The 22,027-nt window shown below is 61.4% G+C and carries 21 protein-coding genes and 1 pseudogene; 9 read left to right on the top strand and 13 right to left on the bottom strand.

Annotated elements, in window-relative coordinates:
• Positions 1-3: 3 nt before the first annotated feature.
• From B0G76_RS16710 to B0G76_RS16735, 6 genes are all read right to left on the bottom strand, one after another.
• Positions 4-1,044 carry an aldo/keto reductase gene (locus B0G76_RS16710; protein ID WP_120293594.1) on the bottom strand — a complete coding sequence of 347 codons (1,041 nt, stop codon included), beginning with the start codon at positions 1,042-1,044 and terminating at the stop codon, positions 4-6.
• A 150-nt stretch (positions 1,045-1,194) separates the two neighbouring features.
• Positions 1,195-2,508: a UxaA family hydrolase gene (locus B0G76_RS16715; RefSeq protein ID WP_120293595.1), complete on the bottom strand. Its 1,314-nt coding sequence runs from the start codon at positions 2,506-2,508 to the stop codon at positions 1,195-1,197.
• A gap of 42 nt (positions 2,509-2,550) precedes the next feature.
• Positions 2,551-2,877 (bottom strand): UxaA family hydrolase, encoded by a 327-nt coding sequence (locus B0G76_RS16720; protein WP_120293596.1) that lies wholly within the window; start codon positions 2,875-2,877, stop codon positions 2,551-2,553.
• A 25-nt stretch (positions 2,878-2,902) separates the two neighbouring features.
• Positions 2,903-3,958 carry an ABC transporter permease gene (locus tag B0G76_RS16725; protein WP_120293597.1) on the bottom strand — a complete coding sequence of 352 codons (1,056 nt, stop codon included), beginning with the start codon at positions 3,956-3,958 and terminating at the stop codon, positions 2,903-2,905.
• The gene (locus B0G76_RS16730; RefSeq protein ID WP_120293598.1) at positions 3,948-5,468 is read right to left on the bottom strand and encodes a sugar ABC transporter ATP-binding protein; all 1,521 of its coding nucleotides are present in this window, start codon (positions 5,466-5,468) and stop codon (positions 3,948-3,950) included. Before B0G76_RS16730 ends, B0G76_RS16725 begins: the two co-directional genes overlap by 11 nt.
• Complete coding sequence (locus B0G76_RS16735; protein WP_120293599.1) at positions 5,465-6,514, bottom strand: sugar ABC transporter substrate-binding protein; 1,050 nt, start codon at positions 6,512-6,514, stop codon at positions 5,465-5,467. The genes B0G76_RS16730 and B0G76_RS16735 overlap by 4 nt, the downstream gene beginning before the upstream one ends.
• Before the next feature lie 369 nt (positions 6,515-6,883).
• Here B0G76_RS16735 and B0G76_RS16740 point away from each other — a divergent pair, with 369 nt between their 5' ends.
• Positions 6,884-7,672, top strand: coding sequence for an IclR family transcriptional regulator (locus tag B0G76_RS16740; protein WP_120293600.1), 789 nt, complete (start codon positions 6,884-6,886; stop codon positions 7,670-7,672).
• 77 nt (positions 7,673-7,749) lie between these two features.
• Positions 7,750-8,295 (top strand): hypothetical protein, encoded by a 546-nt coding sequence (locus B0G76_RS16745; protein ID WP_120293601.1) that lies wholly within the window; start codon positions 7,750-7,752, stop codon positions 8,293-8,295.
• 43 nt (positions 8,296-8,338) lie between these two features.
• On the opposite strand, the gene B0G76_RS16750 is transcribed toward B0G76_RS16745, so the two are convergent.
• Positions 8,339-10,804: a GNAT family N-acetyltransferase gene (locus B0G76_RS16750; RefSeq protein WP_120293602.1), complete on the bottom strand. Its 2,466-nt coding sequence runs from the start codon at positions 10,802-10,804 to the stop codon at positions 8,339-8,341.
• A 362-nt stretch (positions 10,805-11,166) separates the two neighbouring features.
• Here B0G76_RS16750 and B0G76_RS16755 point away from each other — a divergent pair, with 362 nt between their 5' ends.
• The 3 genes from B0G76_RS16755 to B0G76_RS16765 all read left to right on the top strand — a co-directional run bounded on the left by B0G76_RS16755 (position 11,167) and on the right by B0G76_RS16765 (position 14,398).
• Positions 11,167-12,036: a LysR family transcriptional regulator gene (locus B0G76_RS16755; protein ID WP_120293603.1), complete on the top strand. Its 870-nt coding sequence runs from the start codon at positions 11,167-11,169 to the stop codon at positions 12,034-12,036.
• A gap of 1,765 nt (positions 12,037-13,801) precedes the next feature.
• Positions 13,802-13,975: a hypothetical protein gene (locus B0G76_RS43815; RefSeq protein ID WP_259460602.1), complete on the top strand. Its 174-nt coding sequence runs from the start codon at positions 13,802-13,804 to the stop codon at positions 13,973-13,975.
• Between the two features lie 243 nt (positions 13,976-14,218).
• Complete coding sequence (locus B0G76_RS16765) at positions 14,219-14,398, top strand: DUF2934 domain-containing protein (protein WP_120293604.1); 180 nt, start codon at positions 14,219-14,221, stop codon at positions 14,396-14,398.
• 303 nt (positions 14,399-14,701) lie between these two features.
• Here the strand turns inward: B0G76_RS16765 and B0G76_RS16770 are convergent, their stop codons facing one another.
• Positions 14,702-14,905, bottom strand: coding sequence for a cold-shock protein (locus B0G76_RS16770; protein WP_120296447.1), 204 nt, complete (start codon positions 14,903-14,905; stop codon positions 14,702-14,704).
• Positions 14,906-15,398: 493 nt separating this feature from the next.
• Here B0G76_RS16770 and B0G76_RS16780 point away from each other — a divergent pair, with 493 nt between their 5' ends.
• Entirely contained in the window at positions 15,399-15,893 is a 495-nt protein-coding gene (locus B0G76_RS16780) for a Uma2 family endonuclease (protein WP_120293605.1), read from the top strand.
• Positions 15,894-15,968: 75 nt separating this feature from the next.
• Here the strand turns inward: B0G76_RS16780 and B0G76_RS16785 are convergent.
• Positions 15,969-16,277: pseudogene (locus B0G76_RS16785) on the bottom strand (acylphosphatase).
• Between the two features lie 58 nt (positions 16,278-16,335).
• A complete protein-coding gene (locus B0G76_RS16790; RefSeq protein WP_120293606.1) occupies positions 16,336-18,093 on the bottom strand; it encodes an ATP-binding protein in 1,758 nt (585 codons plus the stop codon).
• 167 nt (positions 18,094-18,260) lie between these two features.
• Here B0G76_RS16790 and B0G76_RS16795 point away from each other — a divergent pair, with 167 nt between their 5' ends.
• The gene (locus B0G76_RS16795) at positions 18,261-18,662 is read left to right on the top strand and encodes a response regulator (protein WP_259460603.1); all 402 of its coding nucleotides are present in this window, start codon (positions 18,261-18,263) and stop codon (positions 18,660-18,662) included.
• A 193-nt stretch (positions 18,663-18,855) separates the two neighbouring features.
• Positions 18,856-19,071, top strand: a complete 216-nt coding sequence (locus tag B0G76_RS43820) for a GDCCVxC domain-containing (seleno)protein (RefSeq protein WP_120293608.1) — start codon at positions 18,856-18,858, stop codon at positions 19,069-19,071.
• Between the two features lie 512 nt (positions 19,072-19,583).
• Here B0G76_RS43820 and B0G76_RS43825 read toward each other — a convergent pair.
• Genes B0G76_RS43825 through B0G76_RS16815 form a run of 3 tightly spaced genes read right to left on the bottom strand, consistent with a single transcriptional unit; the run spans position 19,584 to position 20,458 of the window.
• Positions 19,584-19,802, bottom strand: coding sequence for a hypothetical protein (locus B0G76_RS43825; protein WP_120293609.1), 219 nt, complete (start codon positions 19,800-19,802; stop codon positions 19,584-19,586).
• Positions 19,802-20,152: a hypothetical protein gene (locus B0G76_RS16810; protein WP_120296449.1), complete on the bottom strand. Its 351-nt coding sequence runs from the start codon at positions 20,150-20,152 to the stop codon at positions 19,802-19,804. The genes B0G76_RS43825 and B0G76_RS16810 overlap by 1 nt, the downstream gene beginning before the upstream one ends.
• Before the next feature lie 27 nt (positions 20,153-20,179).
• Positions 20,180-20,458: a hypothetical protein gene (locus tag B0G76_RS16815; protein WP_120293610.1), complete on the bottom strand. Its 279-nt coding sequence runs from the start codon at positions 20,456-20,458 to the stop codon at positions 20,180-20,182.
• 644 nt (positions 20,459-21,102) lie between these two features.
• On the opposite strand from B0G76_RS16815, the gene B0G76_RS16825 reads away from it, so the two are divergent.
• Complete coding sequence (locus B0G76_RS16825; RefSeq protein WP_183082072.1) at positions 21,103-21,933, top strand: ABC transporter substrate-binding protein; 831 nt, start codon at positions 21,103-21,105, stop codon at positions 21,931-21,933.
• Positions 21,934-22,027 lie beyond the last annotated feature (94 nt).

Below are 22,027 nucleotides of genomic sequence, written 5' to 3' on the forward strand. Positions count from 1 at the left end.
AAATCAGTCCTCTGGTGCGGGCGCGCGACTGTCGAGCAAGCCTTTGTCACGCAACGCGGACCACAAATCCGCAGGGATCGGCAGCTCGAACGACGCGGCGTTCTCGCGCAACTCGTCGGCACTGCGCGCGCCGGTCAACACGGTCGCGACCGCCGGATGCGCATACGGAAACTGCAAGGCCGCGGCAGCCAGCGACACGCCATGCACCCGGCACACCGCTTCGAGCCGAGCGACGCGTTCGATAACTTCGCTCGGCGCATCGCCGTAATTGAATTTCAGATCGCCTTCAACACCGCGCGCAAGAATGCCCGAATTGAACGCGCCGCCTAACAGGATGCTAACGCCACGCTGTTCGCATGCCGGCAACAGGTCGTCGAGGGTGGTCTGTTCGAGCAGCGTATAACGGCCCGCGAGCAACGCGCAATCGATATCGAATTCAGCCATCGTCTCGAGTATGACCGCGCCTTCGTTGACGCCGAGCCCAACCGCCTTCACCGCGCCCGCGGAGCGCAAGTCGTCGAGCGCACGAAAGCCGCCGCCTTCGGTCAGTTGCCGCCAATAGTGGGGGTTGTTGTCGCCATGCGTGAATCGGCCGATATCGTGTATGAGAAGAATATCGATATCGACCATGCCGAGGCGCTGCTGGCTGTCTTCGAACGAACGCAGAATGCCGTCATGCGTGTAGTCGTAGATCCCTTCGAACGGCAGCGGATTTTGCCAGCCGTCATTTGGATCGTGGGGCGTAGTGCGCGGCACAAAGCGGCGGCCTACTTTGGTGGACAACACATACTCGCCGCGCGGATAACGGCGTAGCGCATCGCCCAGACGATGTTCGGCCTTCGTGTTGCCGTAATGCGGCGCAGTATCGAAGTAACGCACGCCGGCGTCCCACGCAGCGGCGATGGTGGCGTGCGCTTCCTCTTCGGACAGGTCGCGATAGAGGCCGCCCAAGGGCGCCGTACCAAGCCCTAATCCGGTTACCTGCAATGCACGGCGGCCGATGCCGCGCCGCTGTTCGATCTTCGAACCGACCTTTGCCGTCATGGACTCAGTCTCCTGTTTGATAGTGTTTTAGCACGTGCCGCCGATGTTTGCCCGCCACGCTGACGGCGACGCGATTGGCGCGTTGACGGCTGCACTGATAGTCGCCGAATCGATTACGGCTTGGGCTCGGACTGATTGCCGATAGGCCCCTCAATACTGCGCGATCGCAACAACCTGATGCGGCGGTGCAGCCCTCGACGGCAGGCAAGCCGGGCCCACAGGTTCAAAAGTCTTATACGTCAGGATGAATTCCTGATGTCCGAGCGTTTCCGATTTCGACGCCGCGCCGAGCGACACCGCCACCGTTTGCTCAAACACTTCGCGGCCTACTTCGTCGAGCGTGCCGCGGCCTTCGAGAATGCGGCCTGCATCGACGTCCATATCGCCGGCGAGATTGCGATACGTCGCGGGATTCGCGCACACCTTGATAACCGGCGATATCGCCGAGCCAACCACCGATCCGCGCCCGGTCGTGAACAGAATCACATGCGCGCCGCAGGCGATCAATTCGCCGATTTCCGCGTTGTCGCTGATGTTCGGAAAGCCGAAGCGCGGTTCGCCATCGGGCACGACGTCGAGGAGATAGAGACCGCCGGTCGGCGGTACATCCCCGGGTTTGATGATGCCGACAATCGGCGACGCACCGCTTTTCGCATACGCACCCAACGATTTCTCTTCCTGCGTAGTGAGGCCGCCGTCCGCGTTGCCGACTGCAAAACTGCCATGTCCAAGGATCGAGTAGTAGCGCGCCGCCTTCGCCACACACGCAATAATTTCATCGCCGAGTTCCGGCCTCGCGGCGCGCGTTTTCATGTGGAACTCGCAGCCCACCAGTTCGCCGGTTTCTTCGAAGATGCAAGTCGCGCCCGCGTCGATCAGGTGATCGAATGCGCGGCCCACTGCGGGATTCGCCGTAATACCGCTGGTGCCGTCCGAGCCGCCGCAAATCGTGCCGATCACCAGTTCGCTCAGCGCCATCGGCACTTTTTGCTGCGCGGCAAGTTGCTTGCGTGCGTCGCGAATCCAGTCGACGCCGTATTGAATCGTGCTGCGCGTGCCGCCTTTTTCCTGAATCGTCAGGACTTCGACGGGACGGCCGCTCGCGCGTACGACGTCCACGAGGTAGTGCTTGTTCATGCTCTCGCACCCGAGCGACACGAACAGTACCGCGCCTACGTTGGGATGCGTGGTGAGACGCTCCAGCATCTTTTCGGCGTAACCATTCGGATAGCAGCCGGGAAAGCCGATCAGATGCACCGGCGGCTCGCGCTCGGCTGAAGGATCGTCGAACGCATCGAGCGGTTCGCGAAACTGCGTGACGATCTCGCGCGCGACGTGATGCGCGCACTCGACCAGATACGCCACCGCAACCACATTGCGGATGCCTTTGCGGCCATCGCTGCGCAGATAGCCTTGCAACGCGGGCTGCTGCAAGACAGCAGATGCTACGGAAGTGTCGGTCATGATCTTTCCAGCGCGGCGCAAGGCCACTTCATAGTGCTCAAATCAGTGATGGACGAACTCGTGACCCGCGTCGTGCGTATAAGTGGGCAGGTAATCGCTTTCGAGGTTGTGCGTATGCAGATGCGCGCCGCGCGCCACCGCTTCGGTCACGTGCCCGATCACTGCGCCATAACGCAACACCTTGTCGTCTTTGGCGAGGGCAACGCGCGCTACTTTGTGGCCGAGGTCGATCGTTTTGGTCAGCGTCACGCGCTCGCCTTCGATCTCGACTTGCGTGCCCACATCGAGACGCGCCGCCGCGATCAGGCAGTTGTCCGTGGGACTGAGCAGGATCAGGCGTGAGTCGGTTTGCAATGGACGGCTGGTCAAATGAGTTCTCCAGAATGTGTGCGAATCAGTTCTGGCCTTCGCCGCTGGCGAGCCGTGCCACCATCAGCGAGCCGAGGATGATCGCGCCGTAGATCGCCTGAATCCAGAACGACGGTACCTGGGCGAGCGTCAGCAGGTTCTGCACGACGCCGAGCAGCAATACGCCGGAGAGCGCGCCGAGCATCGTGCCCTTGCCGCCGTCGAGCGAAATGCCGCCGATCACCGCCGCCGCGAACACCGTGAAAATCATGCCGTTGCCCTGATTCGCGTTGATCGCGCCAACATAACCGGTGACGATCAAACCGCCCACCGAGGCCAGCATGCTGCCGAGCACGAATACACCCCACGTAATACGCTCGACGCGAATCCCCGCCGCGCGCGTCGCTTCCGGATTGCCGCCGATCGCATACAACGCGCGACCCAGGCGGTGATAGCGCAGCACGAACGCCGCGATCGCAAATGCAGCTGCCGCGAGCCACACGGACAACGGCAAACCGAACACGATGGTGGTGGCGAGCGAGAAGAACGACGGTGGCATATCGAACAGCGTGCCGCCTTTGGTTGCGCCGACCAGCATGCCGCGCAACACGATCAGCATGGCCAGCGTGACGATGAAGGCGTTCAGCCGCAGACGCACAACGAGAAAGCCGTTGACGAAGCCGATCGCCGCGCCGACCACGAGAATGGCGAGCAAGCCCGCGGCCGCGGGCCATTGCATGCCGAAACCCGCGGATGCCGCCGGCATCACCAGCATCGCACCGACAGCGGGCGCAATGCCCACTGTCGACTCAAGCGACAGATCGAATTTGCCGGTCAACACGATCAGTGATTCCGCGAGCACGACCAACGCCAATGCCGCGGACGCACCCAGCACGCTGATCAGATTCGCCTTCGTGAGAAAGCTTGGGCTGACAAACGCGCCGATCACGAGCAGCAACGCGAGCGCGGGCAGCAACGCCAGGTCACGCAGCCGTGCGAGTTCGCTGCGAGCACGTTTGCCGCGCGGCGCGGCCACGACGGCCTGCGGCTGCGCTTGAGCTTGCGCGGTGCCGAATGCAGGACTGGGCACACTATTCTTCATGGAGACTGACTCCTTCAACGGATGCGATCAGGTCGTGGTCCTGCCAACCCGCGGGGAATTCGGCCGCGACACGGCCACGGAACATGACTAGCACACGGTCACAGGTGCGCAAATCGTCGAGTTCGCCTGATACGACCAGCACGGCTTTGCCGTCTTCGCGCACGCGATCCACGACTGACAGCAACGCTTCTTTCGATTTCACGTCGACGCCCGCTGTGGGGTCGATCAGGACGAGCACATTGGGATCGGTGGCGAGCGCACGCGCCATCACCACCTTCTGCTGATTGCCGCCCGATAGTCCCGAAACAATGTGCTCGGGACCTTGCGCGACGATGCCGAGCGCATCGATCATCTTCTGGCCGAAGGCATTTTTCTTCGCGGGTGGCGCGATCCCGAACTTGCCGAGCAGGCGCGCGATCGTCATCGAAGCGTTTTCGGCAACGGATTGCGTCAGCACCAGGCCTTCGTGATGGCGATCCTTCGGCACGCAGCCGATGCCGTGCGCCAACGCCGCCGGCACGTCACCTGGCGGCAGCGTTACACCGTCGACGCTGATCGAGCCGCGTTTCGCCGCGCGCAGACCCGCAATCGCCTCGGCCACGCTCGTACGGCCGCTGCTCGTCGCGCCGGTCAACCCGACCACTTCGCCACGCTTCACCTTGAACGACACGCCTTCGTAATCGGAACCGGCCAGATCGTTGACTTCGAGCGCAATGGCCGTATCCGCAGGCAACGCGGCGCGCGCCGCCGCATCGGCGACGGCAAGGCCGCCGCGCTCGCCGGTCATCGCTTCGATCAATTGCTCGCGCGGCAATGCGGAAACCGGCGCGCTGACGATATGCCGCGCGTCGCGCAACACCGTCACGGCCTGGCAAATTTCGTAGACCTCTTGCAGATGGTGCGAGATGAACAGGAAGGTCACGCCTTCGCGCTGCAACTCGCTGATGCGGCGGAACAGGCGCTTGATCTCGTCGCCGTCGAGTTGCGCGGTGGGTTCGTCGAGAATGATGAAGCGCGCGCCGTACGACAGCGCCCGCGCGATCTCCACGAGTTGCCGAGCTTCCACGCTCAGGTCGCCGGCGCGCGCATCTTCGCGCACGTCGATCTTCCAGTGGTCGAGCAGCTCACGCGCGTCGCGGCGCATCGCGCCCCAATCGATCACACCGCCGCGCAACGGCTGCCGGTTGATGAACAGATTCTCCGCGACGCTCAAGTCGCGGATGATCGTGGAATGCTGATACACGCAGGCGACGCGCTCGCGCCACGCATCGCGATCCGCGATCGAAGGCGCGGCCGTGCCGCTGAAACGCACCTCGCCGGTATCGGGCTTGCGCAGGCCGGTGAGGATCGACACCAGCGTCGATTTGCCGGCACCGTTGCGCCCGACGAGCGCATGCGACTCGCCGGGCATCACGCGAATGCTGACGTCTTTCAGCGCGGCCGTGGAGCCGAAGCGTTTGGTGACCTCAAACGCTTCGACGACCGGCACGGAGGGCGTCGGCTCGCTCATTTAACGGTATTGCCCCACAAGGCTTTGTCGTCGACGTTCGACTTCGTGACGAGCGGTGCGGGCAATTGATCTTCGAGAATGCCCGGCGCCAACTGGATGATGTTGCTGCCGTGATCCGTCGGGCCCGGCTTGAAGGTCTGCCCGGCCAACGCGGCCTTGATATAGAACAGACCGTATTTCGCGTAGGAATCGGCGGGCTGCGAAATGGTGGCGTCGATATCGCCGCGACGGATTGCGTCGAACTCCTGAGGAATGCCGTCGTTACTGACGATCACAACGTGCTTTGCGTCGCCGACCGGAAACAGCATCTGCTTGCGGCGCAGGGTTTGCAGTGTGGGCGACAGATAGACGCCACCCGCCTGCATGTAGATCGCCTTCACGTCAGGATTCGCGGTGAGCAGACTGTCGAGCGCGGTAGCCGCGACATCGCCCTTCCAGGCCGCAGGAATTTCCAGCAGCGACAAACCCGGGAAACCCTTCAAACACGAGCGGAACGCTTCGGAGCGGTCGCGCCCGTTCACCGAGGCCAGGTCACCCATGATCTGCACGACCTTGCCCGATTTCACATGCTCGCCAATGTACTTGCACGCCTTCTCGCCATAGGCGTGATTGTCCGCACGCACCACCATCGCGACCTTGCCCTGCGTCGGCGCGACGTCGACGGCAACCACCGGCACGTTCTTCGCCGCCGCTGCATCGAGCGCGCGGCTAATCGCGGCCGAATCCAGCGGGCCGACCACGATGCCCTTCGCACCGAGGTTCAGCAGGTTGTTCATGTCGGTAATCTGCTGGGCGGGATCGCCGTTCGAATTGACCGGCGAGAGGATATCGATGCCCATGTCTTTCGCGTACTTGGGCAGATAGTTATTGTACGACTGCCAGAACGGCGACGTGAGAAGCGGCAGACCGAGGCCGACCTTGCCGGCTTCGGCGGCCTGCGCGGCACTGCTGGCAGCAAGGCCGGCGACGCAAGCTGCCGCGGCTGCGACAAATAGCGAACTGCGGAACCCACGACGAGCCGCGAGCGGCCCCTTTGCGAACGACATGGTTGTCTCCTTTGTCGGTCCGGAGTTAGCGCTTTAGCTGTCGACCAGAGTTGGCGCTTCAGCGCTTACTCTGGTCCCATGCAAAGCACCTACTCCGGCCCCATGCAAGGTATTGCGTTGTTGAACTGCGTGATCCGGTCATGCTGGATGACGGGCACTGCGTCCTGCGCTTTCTTATCGTCTTGTCGGCATTGATGAAAATTCACCAATGAACGTATTATTCATATACGGACTTTTCGAAGTCAAGCAATCTGCACTGCATTAACCGTCCGTGTTTTCCCTGGACCACCGCCCTCTCGCGCCAGATTCACACCACGCACTTACACTCGCCGCCAGATAATGAGAACAACACACGGAGCCACCCTTACGATGGACGCAGAAGACAAAGACGACGTCGACCGTTACCGCGCGCCTGCGCTGGACAAGGGCCTCGACATACTCGAACTGCTCGCCGAGCAGAAAGAGGGGCTGACGCGCGCCGAAATCACCAAACTGCTGGGACGCAACGCGAGCGAGATGTACCGGATGCTCGAGCGGCTGGTCGCGCGGCAATACGTGGTGCGCTCCGCGGCGGGCGACCGTTATTCGTTGAGTCTGAAGCTGTATGCGCTCGCGCATCGTCATCCGCCGATGAACCGGCTGATCACCGAAGCGCTGCCGCTGATGCAGCGCTTCGCCGATGCCGCCGAGCAATCGTGTCATCTGGCGGTATACGACCGCGGCAATCTGCTGGTGATCGCGCAAGTGGATGGACCGGGCACGTGGGGGATGTCGGTGCGGCTCGGTTCGCGGGTCGGCCTGATCGATACGGGGTCGGGCCGCGTGATGCTCGCGTTCCAAACCATCGAGCAGCGCGAACAGATGCTGGCCGAGCACACCAAGGTGAAGGGCGAAGTCACGATCGATCGCGATGTCCTGGAACAGACCTGCGAGCGGATTCGCGCGGCGGGGTTTTCGCAGAAGGACAGCCAGCAGACGTTCGGCGTGACCGATGTCACCTTTCCGGTCCAGGGACCGTCCGGCCAGGCAATCGCGGCGCTGACCTGCCCGTACTTGCGGCGCATCGACGAATACGTCGCGCCGACGCTGGAAGCGGCGACGGCGCTGCTGCGCGAGACGGTGCAGGCGCTGTCGATGTTTCGGGAAGCGGCCGTCTAGCGCACATGGTTTAGAATGGCGACCCTCTCAAAAATCACGCCGCATGGGTCCGCTCATGCGCGCTCACCGATCAAGCAATGGCGAAACTTCTGACCGATTCCGAATTCCAGCGTTTTTCCGAACTCCAGCAGAAGCAGTCGAGCTTCACGATCACGCCTGAAGAAGCCGACGAACTGCGCGACATCGTCGCTCATGCGCAAAAGCGCCGCGACGACCGCGCCGCGGCGATGCAAAGCATCGAGACCTTCATTCAGCAATTCGACATCAGCCCGGACGAGCTGTTTTCGGCCGACCAGATCGGCGACGCCGCGCGCACTTTCGGCCTGATTCCGGCCGCGAAGAAAGAACGCGTGCTGCCGCCTTCGTTCACTTACAACGGCAAGCCGTACCAATGGACGGCGCGTCCGCTGCCGGACGACATCCGCGTTCCGCTGTTCGACGCCTTCAAGGCAGGCGAATCGGTGAAGTCGTTCATCGCCACCCTGAAGGACGCGAACCGTTGTGCCGCGACGATTGCGCGTCTGGAACGCGAGACCGGCGCGATCTATGCCGAAGCGTTGCTGGAAGAGTTGTCGGTGACCCGCGCGCAGGTCGACGAAGCGTTGGCCAAGCTGCCGGCCTGACGTTCAGGGTTCAGTGCTCAAGTCTTAACGCCACAGTCCGCGGCTAGCTGCTCGATCCGAGCACTGCCGCGTCTGGCTCCGCCGGTTCATCCAGCGCCATTCTGAAGCCCACCACGCCAGGATCCTCCGTCGGCGTAATCGTGAAACCGCACGACTTTGCCAGCGCGATCATCGGACTATTTTCACGTAACGCCTCGCCGACCAGCCAATGGATGCCGCGCGCCCGCGCGTATTTGATGATGCGGTCCATCAGGAGTTGTCCGAGGCGGCGGCCCTTCTGGTCGGAGCGCACAGCGGCGGCGAATTCGGCCGTCTCGTTGTCGGGGTCGGCGACCGCCCGCACCACGCCCAACGTCCGCGTGAAACCTTCTTCGCTCGTCACGGTTGCGATCAGCGCCATTTCGCGGTCGTAGTCGATCTGGGTCATGCGCGCGAGCTGCGAGTGGTCGAAGCTGCCGACCGCGCCGAAAAACCGCAGGCGTAAATCTTCCGGCGTCATCGCTTCGACGAAATCGTGATGCGCGGCTTCGTCTTCCGGACGGATTGGCCGCACCGTCACCCGCACGCCTTGCCAGTCGAGCGTCTCTTCGAAGCGGCGCGGATAGGGCACGATCGCAAGACGGCTGCGGGTCGCGGCGATCGTCAGCGTCGGCTCAACTACCACGACATGGTCGCTGAACACCCGTAGCGTCAACGCGAGGCCGACGATCTCCTTGACGTCGCAGACCGCTTGCGACAGCGCTGTCAAAGCGGCCAAGGCGGGCTCCGGTGCAACTAGCCGCGCGTAGCGCGAACGCGCAACGATGTCGCGCGCGAGCATGGGATTCAGCGGGGGCAGGCCGTAGACCCGCAGCGGGTCGGAGACGCCATCCGCCGACGGCGCCGTGAAGCGGAAAACGGGGCCGAAGTTGTCGTCGTCGTGAAGCTCGACGGCGATCTCGACGATGGGCTTCCTGGCCTGCACAGCGGCCGGGTCCGCGCAAGGGTCCGGCTCCCGCTCCGCGCGCTTTTCGGCCGTTGGTTCCGGCTGTCCGCCCGCGTGCGGCTCGACGCTTAGCCCGAAGCGCCCGAGAAACGTTGCCGCCGCTTTCCCGGTTAGTTGGTGCTCACCTGCCGCGAGCGCGGCGCGTGCCTGCGCCTGAGCGGCGTCGATCGCTTCGGGAACCTGCGCGGGCAAATCCTCCGGCGTCTGCATCAAGAGTTCTCGGCCCATCCGGTAGTCGACCAACCGGGCGAACGCGCGGGCGAGCCGCTGAGGCGTCGTGTGCACCGGAATGCCTTGGGCGTGCAGTGCGTCCCGTGTCGCCGCATCCACGCCGCCGAAGAAACACGCCAGCAAACCGCGATACGCAAAGCGCTGATTGGCGATCAACGCTTGCGCGACGTCGCCGACCGGCGCGCCATGCGTCGACGCGTGGACCACGAAGGCCGTGCCGCTGCTGCGATGCTCGGCGAGCAGTTGAAGCGCGGTCCCAAAATGCTCGGGACGGGCGTCATCGCCGAGTTGCAGCGGATTGCCGGGCACCGCGTGCGGCAATGTTTGCTTGAGCGCTTCGCTGGCTGCGTCGGGCCACGGCGCCAGCGTGTCACCCGCGGCGGCGAAGGCGTCGCAGGCGAGCGTCGCAAGACCGCTGTCGCTGGTGATCAGCGTCGCCGTCGCGCCAGCCGCCACACGTCCCACGCCGAGCGTCTCGATTTCGTCGAGCAGATCGTCGAGCGAATCGACTCGCACCATGCCCGCGCGACGGAACGCTGCGGTGTACAACGCGTCGGCGGGATCGGCGCGGCCCGAGCGCAACGCCAGCACGGGCTTGTTGCGCGCCGCCGCCCGGGCCGCCGACATGAATTTGCGCGCCGCGCGCACCGTATCCAGTTCAAGCAGGATCGCCCGCGTGCCGGGATCGCTCGCCAGATAGTCGAGCACGTCGCCGGCATCCACGTCGGCCTCACCGCCCAACGCCACCGCATGCGAAAAGCCGAGCCCGCGCGCGTGCGCCCAGCCGAGCACCGCATTGGTCAGCGCATTCGACTGCGAGATCCACGCGACGCCTCCCGCCTTCACCGTGCACGACGGCGCGCCCAGATGCGCGTGCAACGCCGGCGACACCACGCCCAGGCTCCCCGGCCCGACGATCCGCAACAGATGCGGCCGCGCCGCCGACAGCGCGTGCCGCAGCGCCAGCCGGTCTTCGTCGCAACGCACCTCGCCCACGATGATCACCGCCCGAGTGCCCAGTCCACCGAGCTTGTGGATGATGCCCGGCCACGTGTCCGGCGGCGTGCAGATCAGCGCGACGGTCGGCGCTTGCGGCAAATCGCCTGCATCGCCGATCACCGCGTGGCCGCCGAGCGCGTCGTACTTCGGATTGACCGGCCAGACGGGGCCGTCGAAGCCGCCTTCCAGCACGCGCGACCACACCATCGCGCCGGTGCTGCCCGGGCGCTCGGAAGCACCGATCACGGCGACGGATTTAGGACGGAACAAGGCGTCGAGATTGCGAACGGTCACGGGTTCTCCGCAGAGTGAGAGGGCGCGCCGGCAGCGAGGCCCGCGTCTTCGTCAGAATAGGCGAATTCGGGGGTTTTCGCGGCGCTTCAGAATCCGAGGCTTAACGCATGCGAAATTCGATTTGATCTGCGCCAACGCACGCCAGAATTCTTTTAGCGCATTCAGGCAGAATATCGGGCCGGAATGCGACAATCCCCCGGATGCCGAACGGCACGTTTGCCTTTTAGAATGAGACTGTGCCGGCAGATGATGGCCGCAAACGCGCGCCGGAAACAACGCGCGGCACGAACAGATATTCCGCGTCGGCGCTGGCCCGACATCAGCCAGCCTATACGGATGAACAAAGAGACAGAGGGTGATTTATGCGGCGCTTGCCATCGCTGATCGCGTTGCGCTTCTTCGAAGAGACCGCCCGCCATATGAGCTTCAATCGCGCGGCAACCGCGCTGTGCGTGACGCAGGGCGCGGTGAGCCGGCAGATCAAGCTGCTCGAGGAATCGCTCGGCGCGAAACTGTTCGAGCGCGATCACAAAGGCATTCGCCTGACACCGGCGGGCCAGCAATTCCTGCCCTGCCTCTCTGAAGCCTTCGACACGATCGAGCGAGGCTTCCTTCAGATCACCGCGGCCAAAGGACGGCGCCGCCTGGTGCTTTCGGTGCCGCCCACCTTCGCGACCCAGTGGTTCTCGCCACGGCTCGGTTCGCTCGGTATCGAGTTACCCGACGTCGAACTTTCCGTTCGCACCTCAGCCACGGACGATTGTCATTGCAACATCCGCTTCGGCCGCCACGCGTTGGCCGACGCCCATTCCGAATTGCTGATGATCGAACGCCACATTCTGGTCGGTACACCGCGGCTACTCGGCGAACCGCTCGAGATGCTGCTCGAGCATATGCCTGCACTGCACGTGCTGCATAACGAGGCCAGGCTGGACCTCTGGCCGAGTTGGCTGGCAAAGGCGGGCATGCCCGCGCGTTACGCGGAAAACGGCACCGAATTCTCCACGCTCGAACAGGCGATCCACGCCGCGCGCAAGGGCGCGGGGCTGGCGGTTGTCGATCGGAACATGATCGTCGACGAACTCGCGGACGGGAGTCTGGCGCGGTTCTCCGATGTCGAAGTGACCGGGCCTTTCGGCTATTGGCTCGACGTGGCGCAACGCCACGCGGAGCTTGAGCATGTGCAGGCGTTTGCCAGTTGGATGCGGGAAGAAGTGTTGAAGATGGAGTGAGGTGAGCAGAGCCAGGCGCTTCTTTGCTGACGGGTTCGTTGCGCCCGTCCTTTACCGATCAAATCTTGCAGCCATTCTGTATAACGGCCCTCATACGGGCTGTTAAGTCACTTAATAGCCCGTATGAGGGTCGTTAAACAAAACATGGCGCTTGATTTTGACGAGGCCTTATCCAAACGGCCAAAGTTGATCACTTAGCCTGAACAAGTGACAAGTGCTACCCCACCCTGATTTATAATCTTCGAGCCGCTGGGAAACACCCAGCAGCCAGGTTTGGAAGCCTGGTGCGACCTGCAAGTCCCGTGTTTTCTCTGTTTCACGGAAGCAATTCAAACCCGATGAAACCGGCTGTTCCATCAGCCGTTCCCTACCCGGACATGCGAAGCTGGCAACAGCTTGGTGTGAAGCTTCGGGGACAAAGCAACCGCCGGATTCACGGTACGTCGAGCTGCGAAGCAAGACGGAATCTGCCAGCACGAAGGCGGAGAGGAGCAAGGGATGAGTGGGTACGACCAACATATGTGAACTTCCGATAAACGTCGTCACCAGTAGCAAGCCAAACGTGCTGACAGGCTTGGACCAGTGCGACATGAAGTCGCGTATGCAATTGTTTTAACCAGCCGAAAGGCTGGTCAGGAAACCGGTCGTTCCGTCGACCGTAGCCTACCGGTGCATGCGTTGTTGGTAACGACGACGTGTGAAGCCACCGGGACAACGTGGCTGGCCTCTGGCCTAGCTGTCTCCGTGAGGAGAGATAACGCCTGCGAGCTTTCCTCGACCGGGTCCGCCCGAGCGGCGTTCCCCGGCGTCATCAGTACTATGAAGGCGCTAAGACTTCCTGTGCCGAATACGAGGTCGCTTATGGATTCGCTTGCTCGCTCCAATCCTTCCTCTCCTCGTTTTGCTCCTTGCGGCGGAGAGCCCCGCAAGGTGTGGCCCGGTTTATATCGCCCCGTGCCTCAGGGCCCTACAAGATCGGTCGAACACAGGACCTCCCAGGTTCCTGGGGAATCCATCCTCGCACCTTTGCCCTGCTCTCGGACCCCGGTCGGTCTGGCGAGCCTCACCATTACGGCTCGCACAGTGCTGTCCCCAGTGTTCGGAAAGTGAAGACACCAACAGTTGATTATCTCGAGGCTCAATCACATGGCTTCGGTACCTGCTGCCTACGCTTCAAGTAGTGCGTCACCGCACTCGCATGCAAGGCTCGCTTCCGGCTGGTGGCTAGCCTTTACCGGGAGGGAGTCGAACCCTCTGGATTCCAATGACTGGTTTCCGCAATACACACTTCCTCCAATCCCAGGCTTCGCCTGGCGCTACCGAACCTAATCCTCAAGGCACGGGCCCAGAAGGACTGGCTTGCCCCTGCGTTGCGCGGGCACAAAGGTCGGAGGGCTCGGTTACTAAAATCGGCGACGAGCTTTAGATAGGAATTCAAGGAGCGTTTCGCTTATTGGCATTCGGAAGGCGACTTAAGGGCAGCAACGCCTGTACGCGCACCAGGGTGGATAACGGCCAACGGTGAAATCGAGGACCCTATGCCACCGCGAACAGCGGCACGCGAATTGCGTGGCTCGTGGTGGAGGGGCTGCATCGGCCGAGATTGCAGCCAGTCGCTCTGCACACGAGGGAGACCATCATGCGAGTTGCTGCGAAAGAAATCTTGTTTTCGGCGTTGATTCTGAGCTAGTCTGCCGCCGCCTACGCGCAAGGCGCGGGAACAGGTGGCGGCGGGGGCGCCGGTGCGGGCCAGGGTGGAGCTGGAATGGGAACCCCGAATGCAAACGGCACTACAGAGTCGCCATCTGGCGCGTCCGGGGTAAACACGATGGGAAAATCGGGTGAGATGTCGCAAAAGCAGATGAAGCCGAAGATGCAGAAGAAGGGGGGAATGGATGCGCCTGCCTCCGACAGCGGCGGAATGAAGAAGACTTACTAAAGCGGTCCCGTTGGACGTGTACCCGGCAATCTGCACGGTCAGGCTCCCGGTTAGGGAGTGTTATGCGGCAAGTTGTCGGGAACGCAGGATAGGGTACAGAACGTCAAGTGCCGGTAGCTTTCATATGTTCGCCGACTTTGAGTTTGTCGGTTCTTTCGTTAGCGCTTGCGCCATCTGCCATCGAAAAGGTCGCTTGCAAATTGATGAGTAGCTGGTCGTGGCGAACCTGCCAGGAGCCATGCAATGGACAACGTTTCGCGGGAAGAGAAGATTCGTGTACGGGCCTACGAACTCTGGGAAAAAGACGGCAGCCCGGAGGGCCGCGCCGACGAGTATTGGGAACAAGCGCGGATTCAGATAGATGAGGAAGAATCTGGAGCCGACGGGGATGGAGGCGACCCGAAGGGCCGGCTGCCAGGGTGACGAAAATCGGCTAGGCGCTCAGGAGTAGCCACGCCGTCGAATGCCTGGCCGTGCCATAACTCAGGCCATTAAATTCCTCTTGCTGGCGAACTGCACGGTGGCGCGGTGCTCGCGCGGTATTCCTTCGTTGCAGTCTGCGTGCGACCGCGAAGACAGTCCAGTCAGGCGCCGCCTATACCCAAGCTTCGCGTGACGCGGAATCTCGGCGCTTGGTGCCGGGCGGCGCTCTTGCGCCGACTCCGCCCGGAAAATCCGATGTCCGACGGACCGGGAATCGTGCGCCTCCAAGACGCAGATTTCTTCCTAGACCGGTTTGATATTCGCGGCTTGCTTGCCCTTCGGGCCCATCTTCACGTCGAAGCTGACCTTCTGATTCTCCTGCAGCGACTTGAACCCCTCTGCGCTGATTTCCGAGAAGTGGGCAAACAGGTCGTCCCCGCCGTCGTCCGGCGTGATAAATCCGAAGCCCTTGGCGTCGTTAAACCACTTCACTGTTCCAGTTGCCATCATCCGTTTCCAATAAAATTTGAAGAGCACACTTAATTCGGTGCGCGTGAGTCTTGCAAGCCCTAGCTCAATCGCAGTTACGTTATCCGAGATTCCGACAGTGAAGTTGCAGTCTGCTGTAGTAAGTGGGGCAATGCGGGTAAAACGCGGATTCTGACCGCTCGACATTTCGCTCGTTCCCGGTCGCGGCCGCGTCGAGATGCGCGTCAGCAGCAAAACTCAGAACTCGCTCCCCCAAAGCTGCAAAGTCTGCCACCAGGGCGTCACGGGCGACGGACTGGCTCGAGGCAACTGCAGGCATGCCCACGCTGTTCACGCGTCGAAAAGGTCACTGTACGGCCCTTCATATCGAACATCCAGACATGAGCCGTCCTTGAAAACCAGTCGCTTTACTGTTCCGAAATCCATAACTCTCTGAACTGCATCGCGTTTCACGAAGACGCCCGGGCGGTCGTCGGGCAGAACCAGTTGCATCAGCGCACCGAATTTTTGCATGGCATCGCGGGAATGGTACGAGTTGGACGAGCTTGGCAAGAGGGTATTGAATTCACGCCCCTCGGCGAGGCGCCAGATAGTGCTTACAGACGTCTTTTGCCAGCTGACCGAGCAGATTGGTCATCTAGCCGCAATGTCTGTGGCGGTGACGACCCTGTCCTTTGGCATCAGGGTTCCCGACGTCGTCTGGATGCCGAGCGAAAAATGGGAGGGTTTCGACCGCGATGACCCCGTGCCGTTCGTGCCTGACCTCTGTGTTGAGGTGCTTCTCGATAGGGACAGGCCGCTGGACATTGACCGGAGGGTTCGCGCGTATCTGGAAGGCGGGGCCAGCGAAGTCATTGTCGTAGGCCGGCGCGGAGAGGTTGAATTTTGGGGCCCGTTGGGCCAGCGGCACGCTTCGATGTTAGGCATAGCGCTACCGCCTGGTTGTATGGGTTTCGAAGGGCGCGGTGTCCCCGCAGCCGAAAGGGTCCGAAGTCCATCCTGCTGACAACATCGATGGCGCTGCCCGGCAGGCCTGCGCGGGGAAGCCCCCACCTTGTCCGCTGTAGCGAATTGCCCGCCTCTACAGAGTGGGCACTCGCTCAAAGTAGTCAAAGCGGGCAAATGGCGGCTGCACCTCGGTCACCTCGAGCTTGTCGACCAGCGCTGCAGACATCCCCTCGCTCAACTAGGCGCACATGTCGGCAAGCTGCTCGGGTGAGCCCTGCAGCATCGTTTCTACCGAACCGTCCAATCGGTTGCGCACCCAGCCGGTGACGCCGAGCGCTTGCGCCCGGCGTACGCAGGCTTCCCTATAGCCGATACCCTGCACCTGCCCGAGTACTCGAACGAGCCGAGTCTCAAGCGTCCCGTCATCGTTGTTGGTTTCCATGCGTGTAGTTCTCGCAAAGTGTTCACGCAGCTTCGCCGTTCAGTGAAGTGGCCCAGTTCTATGAGCGCCGCATGACATCCGCCAGGTCTTCAAGCGACAGCGGTTTGGTGAGATGGCTGTCAAATACCCGTTCGTCAGTCTCGAGTCTGCTGGCAGCATCGGTATAGCCCGTTAATGCAACCAGCTTCGTCTGGGAGCACTGGGCCCGAAGGCGAAGCAGTTGTGCAAGCTCAACGCCATCCATGCCGGGCATCGTGATGTCAATCAGGGTAATGTCCGGAGTAAATGATTCCACTATCGAGAGCGCGTCGGGTCCGCTCTGTGCCCGCTTCACCTCATGCCCCTCGAGCTCCAGCAACGTAGCCAGCGCCTCCATGGTGTCCGCGTTGTCGTCGACAAGGAGGATACGACTCGGCGCCATCGGGCGTGTCGCGGTCACGACGGGCTCGCCGGCGCTTTCGCAAACGATGGGAAGCTGCACAGCGACTTCCGTTCCTTTACCTTCGCCCTCGCTCGTAACGATAACCGTGCCGTTGTGTGCGGCAACGAGATGCTTCACGACCGCCAGTCCGATTCCGAGCCCGCCTTCTGCATGCCCGCGGGCCGACGCCGACTGGGTAAACATGTCAAAGACGTGCGGCAGCAGTGAAGATGAAATGCCCGCACCGTTGTCTCTCACCGTGATGACCGCAGTTCGGGGCGATGAGCCGCGTATCGACGCGATGCTCAGGTCCGGTGCCTCGACCGATAAAGTGATGTCGCCGCCGGGAGGCGTGTATTTCACCGCGTTCGTCAGCAGGTTCGATATGACCTGGGTGAGTCGGGCAGCGTCGGCGTGAACGGTCACCGGATAAGGCGGAACAGTGATATGCAGTCGGTGCTCGCCGTTTCTGACGTCGGCCGTCATCGCCGTCACCGCGTCGGCCACGATATCCTGGAGCAACCCGTACGATGGGCGCACGGACAGTTTGCCATGCCTTATCCGGGACGCGTCGAGCAGGTCTCCGACAAGCCGTTTCAGTATCCGCATCTGCCTGTCGGCGATGCCCAACGCAGCCAGCACAGCGGAATTGTCTGTAGCGAGTTTTCGTGCGACCGTCAGGGCGCCGTCGATGGGCGCGAGGGGATTGCGTAGTTCATGACTCAAGGTCGCAATGAAGTCATCCTTGCGTGACTCTTCCAGGGCCAGTGCATTCCTTGCGGCCTCGGCTTCTGCCGCCCTGGCTTCCGCGTCAGCCTTCGCCCGGGTCATGGTGAGCGCCGCGCAGGTGAAGTTTGCAAGGCTGGTCAGGATTCTGCGGTCCTCCGCATCGAAAAGGTGTGCCCTGTCGTGGGACATGACCCACAGGGTGCCCCACGGCTCAGGTTCGCCCGGAATGGGTACGACCAGTTCTTCGATAATCTCCGGAGAAACGTGTTCCAGGCAGGCGAAGTAGCGCCGGGGAAACGAAAACAGTTGCCCCGCGGCCAGTTCGAGCGTCACGGCGCTCGGGCTGTCTGCAACCGGGATGGTGGTGCCCACAGTGTCAACACAGGCGCCCGAAACCGCGACCCAACGGAACACGGGGGCGCCGTCAGCGCCGGTTTCCAGCAGCCCGATGCCCGCGCTGCCCGCATCGCACAGACTCAGTGCCATATCGGAGAGCGTCTGCAGCATGACACCGTCCGATGACGTCAGTGCCTGTGCCAGACGGTGCATCGCGCTGCTTTCCGCAGCATGGTCGGGTGGGCGATGCGCACGCGCGTCGAGCGCTGACGTGACGAGACACCCCGCGCGCCGTGCGCGGTCCGCTGCCGATGCAGACAGTCCGGCCATATGGCCTCCAGGTTGTAATTGGTGTGGCTGCGCGGAAGAAATTACCACGCAGAATGAATTGTAGGAACTCCATCACAAAGGCCGGTGGTAACACAGCCCTCCAGAGTGCCGACAAGTTCAGGTATGACTATTGCTGCACCACACCATCACCCCATGTGACTTTAAACGTGGCACCTCAATTGGCGACCGTACTGCTCGTTGACGACGACCCGAATATTCTGCGTCCGCTTCGACAACTGGTGGAGCGGGAAGGATACCGCGTGCTTACAGCCGGGGATGGAGAGGTTGCGCTCGCGGTGGCCGCCATCGAGAGTCCGGGTCTGATTGTGACCGACTGGATGATGCCGCGCGTGGACGGCGTCGAACTGTGCCGGCGCTTGAAGGGCGACACCGCGACGGCCGACATTCCGGTCGTCATGCTGTCGGCCGCGCTACCGCCCGAACCAGAGGAGCCGCTATGGGATGTGCTGTTGCTCAAGCCGGCCCCCATAGGTCGGTTGATAAATGCGATTCATAGCCTGCTCGACGGAGCGCCCCCGGAAGTACCGGGGCGGAAGTCCAGCCACTAACATTCGATATTGGGTTCCCGTCATTTGAACGGTAGGTGGATTCGGTCCTGATGCCGCGAATCTTCTTTCAGACGTTCTTTCTGGAACGCCATGGGCCGTGTGCGTTGCTGCTGGTTGCGTTTGTGCGACCAGACTTCATACTTGATTTCCGACTTCAGGTTATGCAGGTGTCCGTCTTGGTTCAAGGGTAGTGATGAGCGAGGTTGTGTTGAATTCCACCATTACGTGCCCCGCGTGCGGACATAGGAAAGATGAGTTGATGCCCACCGACGCCTGTGTGTGGTTTTACGAATGCGAGCATTGCAAGACAGTGCTTAGACCGAAATCCGGTGACTGCTGCGTGTACTGCTCATATGGCACCAACGGGTGTCCGCCGAAGCAGCAGTCTGGCCCTTCCTGTGCGGACTAAGGCTTCGCAGACGGTTTGCTCGAAGTTTGTCCTGATACGGCGGTTACGGCCGCCGTCGTGGATAACTTGCCGTTCGTGCGCGGGCGGACGCGATTCCCTGGGGATATCTGGCCAAAGCGTTGTTCAACAACTTTCGGCCGAGCAGCGGGTATCGCTGGTTTGGTTTGTCCCGAGCGTTTATGGGCCGACGGCCGCACGAATCTATCGCCGCGATAGCTGGCATGTGAGATTCTCTTGCGCGTGCGCGTGCGCGTGCGCGTTTCAAAAATTTAGATGACGCACGGGCTAAAGCCATTCGCTAGATATGTCTTTACATCTTCTTCAATCGAAGACTTCTTCTGACATATAAAGCCATAAGTTGCATGGGACTCTTTTAACGGGTGACCTCCACAGGAGCGGGGTCTCTCGTGAGCAAGACTCAGAGCAGGAAAGAGGTGCCCAGCGATAAAAGCGACACTGAATGAGGCGAGCAGCGAAACGTTCGTTCGGGCATCGACAAAAGTTGAATTCGACTACCCGTGGCAATCAATCCAGGCCGGCGTCCACGCAAGTCCAACATGCCGCGCTTCATCCTCGGTATCGAAATGACCAAGGATTCCCGAAGTCTCAACGAGACTGTTGTTTTGGGTAATAGTCCCACCAGCCGTGTACCGCTCGGGCAGCAGGATATCCTCCTGCTGAATGATAGCGTGGCCCCACACGCCGCATCCCTTATAGCGCTCCGATTCCACTAGCGCGTCACCTCAACTGATGCGCGGCGGGAATCGACGCGGATGATGTTGCCCTCGGGAGTTATCTGCCGCGGAATGTCCATTATGTCCGGTGCCTTGGCTCGTAAGGTCTCTGGCGTGGAGCGCTGCTTCGACGCGAGCTTCGCAACGGACGCGGAAGTTTGGAGGGAACGGACCTTCACGGTGTGGGGCGCAGCATGATGACGCTTCCGTTGTTTATGTGCGGTCTTCACGTGATACATCGCTCCGCGCGCTTCTGGCGGATTCCAGATTTCGAGGTACCGCTCACCGGCCGACACAGTCGAAGTGGCAGTCAGCAGAAGTGCAGCGATACCCAGAAATCGAAGCATATGCTCTCCGTGTGTCTGCATGCCGGCTTAAGCCACGCAGGATTGTGTCGTACCAATGCACGAGCCGTCGCAGCCATTGCAGTGGTGGCGGTTGCGCAAGGCGCGGTCAGCGCGCCAGACATTTGTTGCCGCTGGCGTCGTGGTGCCCACCGGGTGACCATTTTCGCACGCGTGGAACGTCGGTTCCTCCGCCTTGCCGAGACGGATGGCTTCATCGATTTCCCGCTCGCCAAACGCCGCTTTCATTTCTGCGACGAACACTGCAATTTCCGGCATCGGATGGTTGCCGGGCTTGTGCACGTGCATATCGGCCGGAAAAACTCCATAGCCATCGAGCCTTCACGACCTATGGAGCCGCCGCTGGCGATGGTGAAAAGGGACGAGATACAGCGCCAAATGCTTTGCCAGATTGGCACAACGCCGCTACCACAGGTCACCGCCTCGGCACCTTCCGCTGGACGCCGGCCGGCAAGGGCAAGGCAAATCCCGGCAACAAGTCCCCCGAGCGTTGGTAAAGCCATGCGCATCTGCCAAGGCATTCCACGCGCCATCTCCACGAGGTTAGTGGAGGTTGCGCCGAAAGACTTCTACAGCAGCTCAATGCTTTCTCTGATGCCGGCGGTCGCAGGGCACCCGCAACGCCGACCACAACACCCCACATAAAGGTTGTGCCCGGCGCCGACCGCCAGCGGTCAAAGCGAAAGCCTATGCGACCGTCAAAGAGAGTGCGCGGCATGATATTTCATATGACAAAAGATACATGCCCTGCGGTTTTCCGGACTTCGGAAGCGTTGTGAAATCAGTTTGCTGTGCGACCTGGGGCAATCGCCTGTTGACACAGGGAATTTTGAATTCATAGACTGCGTGCAACGATGTACACATATGGGCGCACAAAGCTGTGTGGTATGCGTGCATGCGCTCGCAGTCTTACCCCTAAACGGAGATTCAAAATGCTCAAGCTGTCCCGATTTTCGCTTCGCGCAATCGCGTCGTTCGCAATTGTTGGTTTTGCGGTCGCCAGCGCCCCGGTACACGCCGACGACTCCTGGCAGAGTGTGAAAAAAGCGGGCGTTCTCCGCTGCGGTGCGGCAGTCGCGCCTCCGTATGTCATGCGCGACCCAAAAACCGGCGAGTACAGCGGTTTCTTTTCTGACCTGTGCCGCGACTTCGGGCAGAAGGTCTTGAAAGTGAAGGTTGAATTCGTCGATACCACCTGGGACAACATCGTCGCGGGCCTGCAGTCAGATAAATGGGATTTGTCCATGGCGTTGAACGACACGCCAGAGCGTGAAAAAGCAGTCTCGTTTTCGTCGCCGGTGACGCCGTACAATGTTTCGTTCGCGTACAACAAGAACAATCCCAAGATTCCCAAGGGTGCCAAGGGCGTGTCCGATTTCGACAAGCCGGGCGTGACGGTTGCCGTGATGTCCGGGTCTGCACAGGACAAAGCAATTTCGGCTTTGCTGAAGCAAGCTCAGATAATGCGGCTGCCAGGTAACGACGACACGCGCATGGCGTTAATGTCCAAACGTGCTGACCTTCTGGCTGATGCCAACATCACCAACATGCTTCTGACGGAGTCACACCCGGACTGGGCCGGCGCAATCCAGCCGACTCCCCCAATCGCGCAGCAGGAGGTCGCTTTCGGCGTGCGTAAAGACACGACGGCCAGTGACATGCAGGTGCTAAATTCGTTTATCAACGACCAGGTCAAAAGCGGCTCCGTCGACAAGTTGGTCAAGTCGTCCGTGCAACAAATGCTTGCTGCAACGGCCAAGTAGGAAGTCGACCGCGGTCGGTAGGCTCGCCGCGAAGCAGTTGCGAGCCAGTCACCGACCCTTTCCAGTCCAGAATCATTCCGTCGCCGTGATGCCA

The sequence above is a fragment of the Paraburkholderia sp. BL23I1N1 genome (genome assembly GCF_003610295.1).
Lineage (GTDB): Bacteria > Pseudomonadota > Gammaproteobacteria > Burkholderiales > Burkholderiaceae > Paraburkholderia.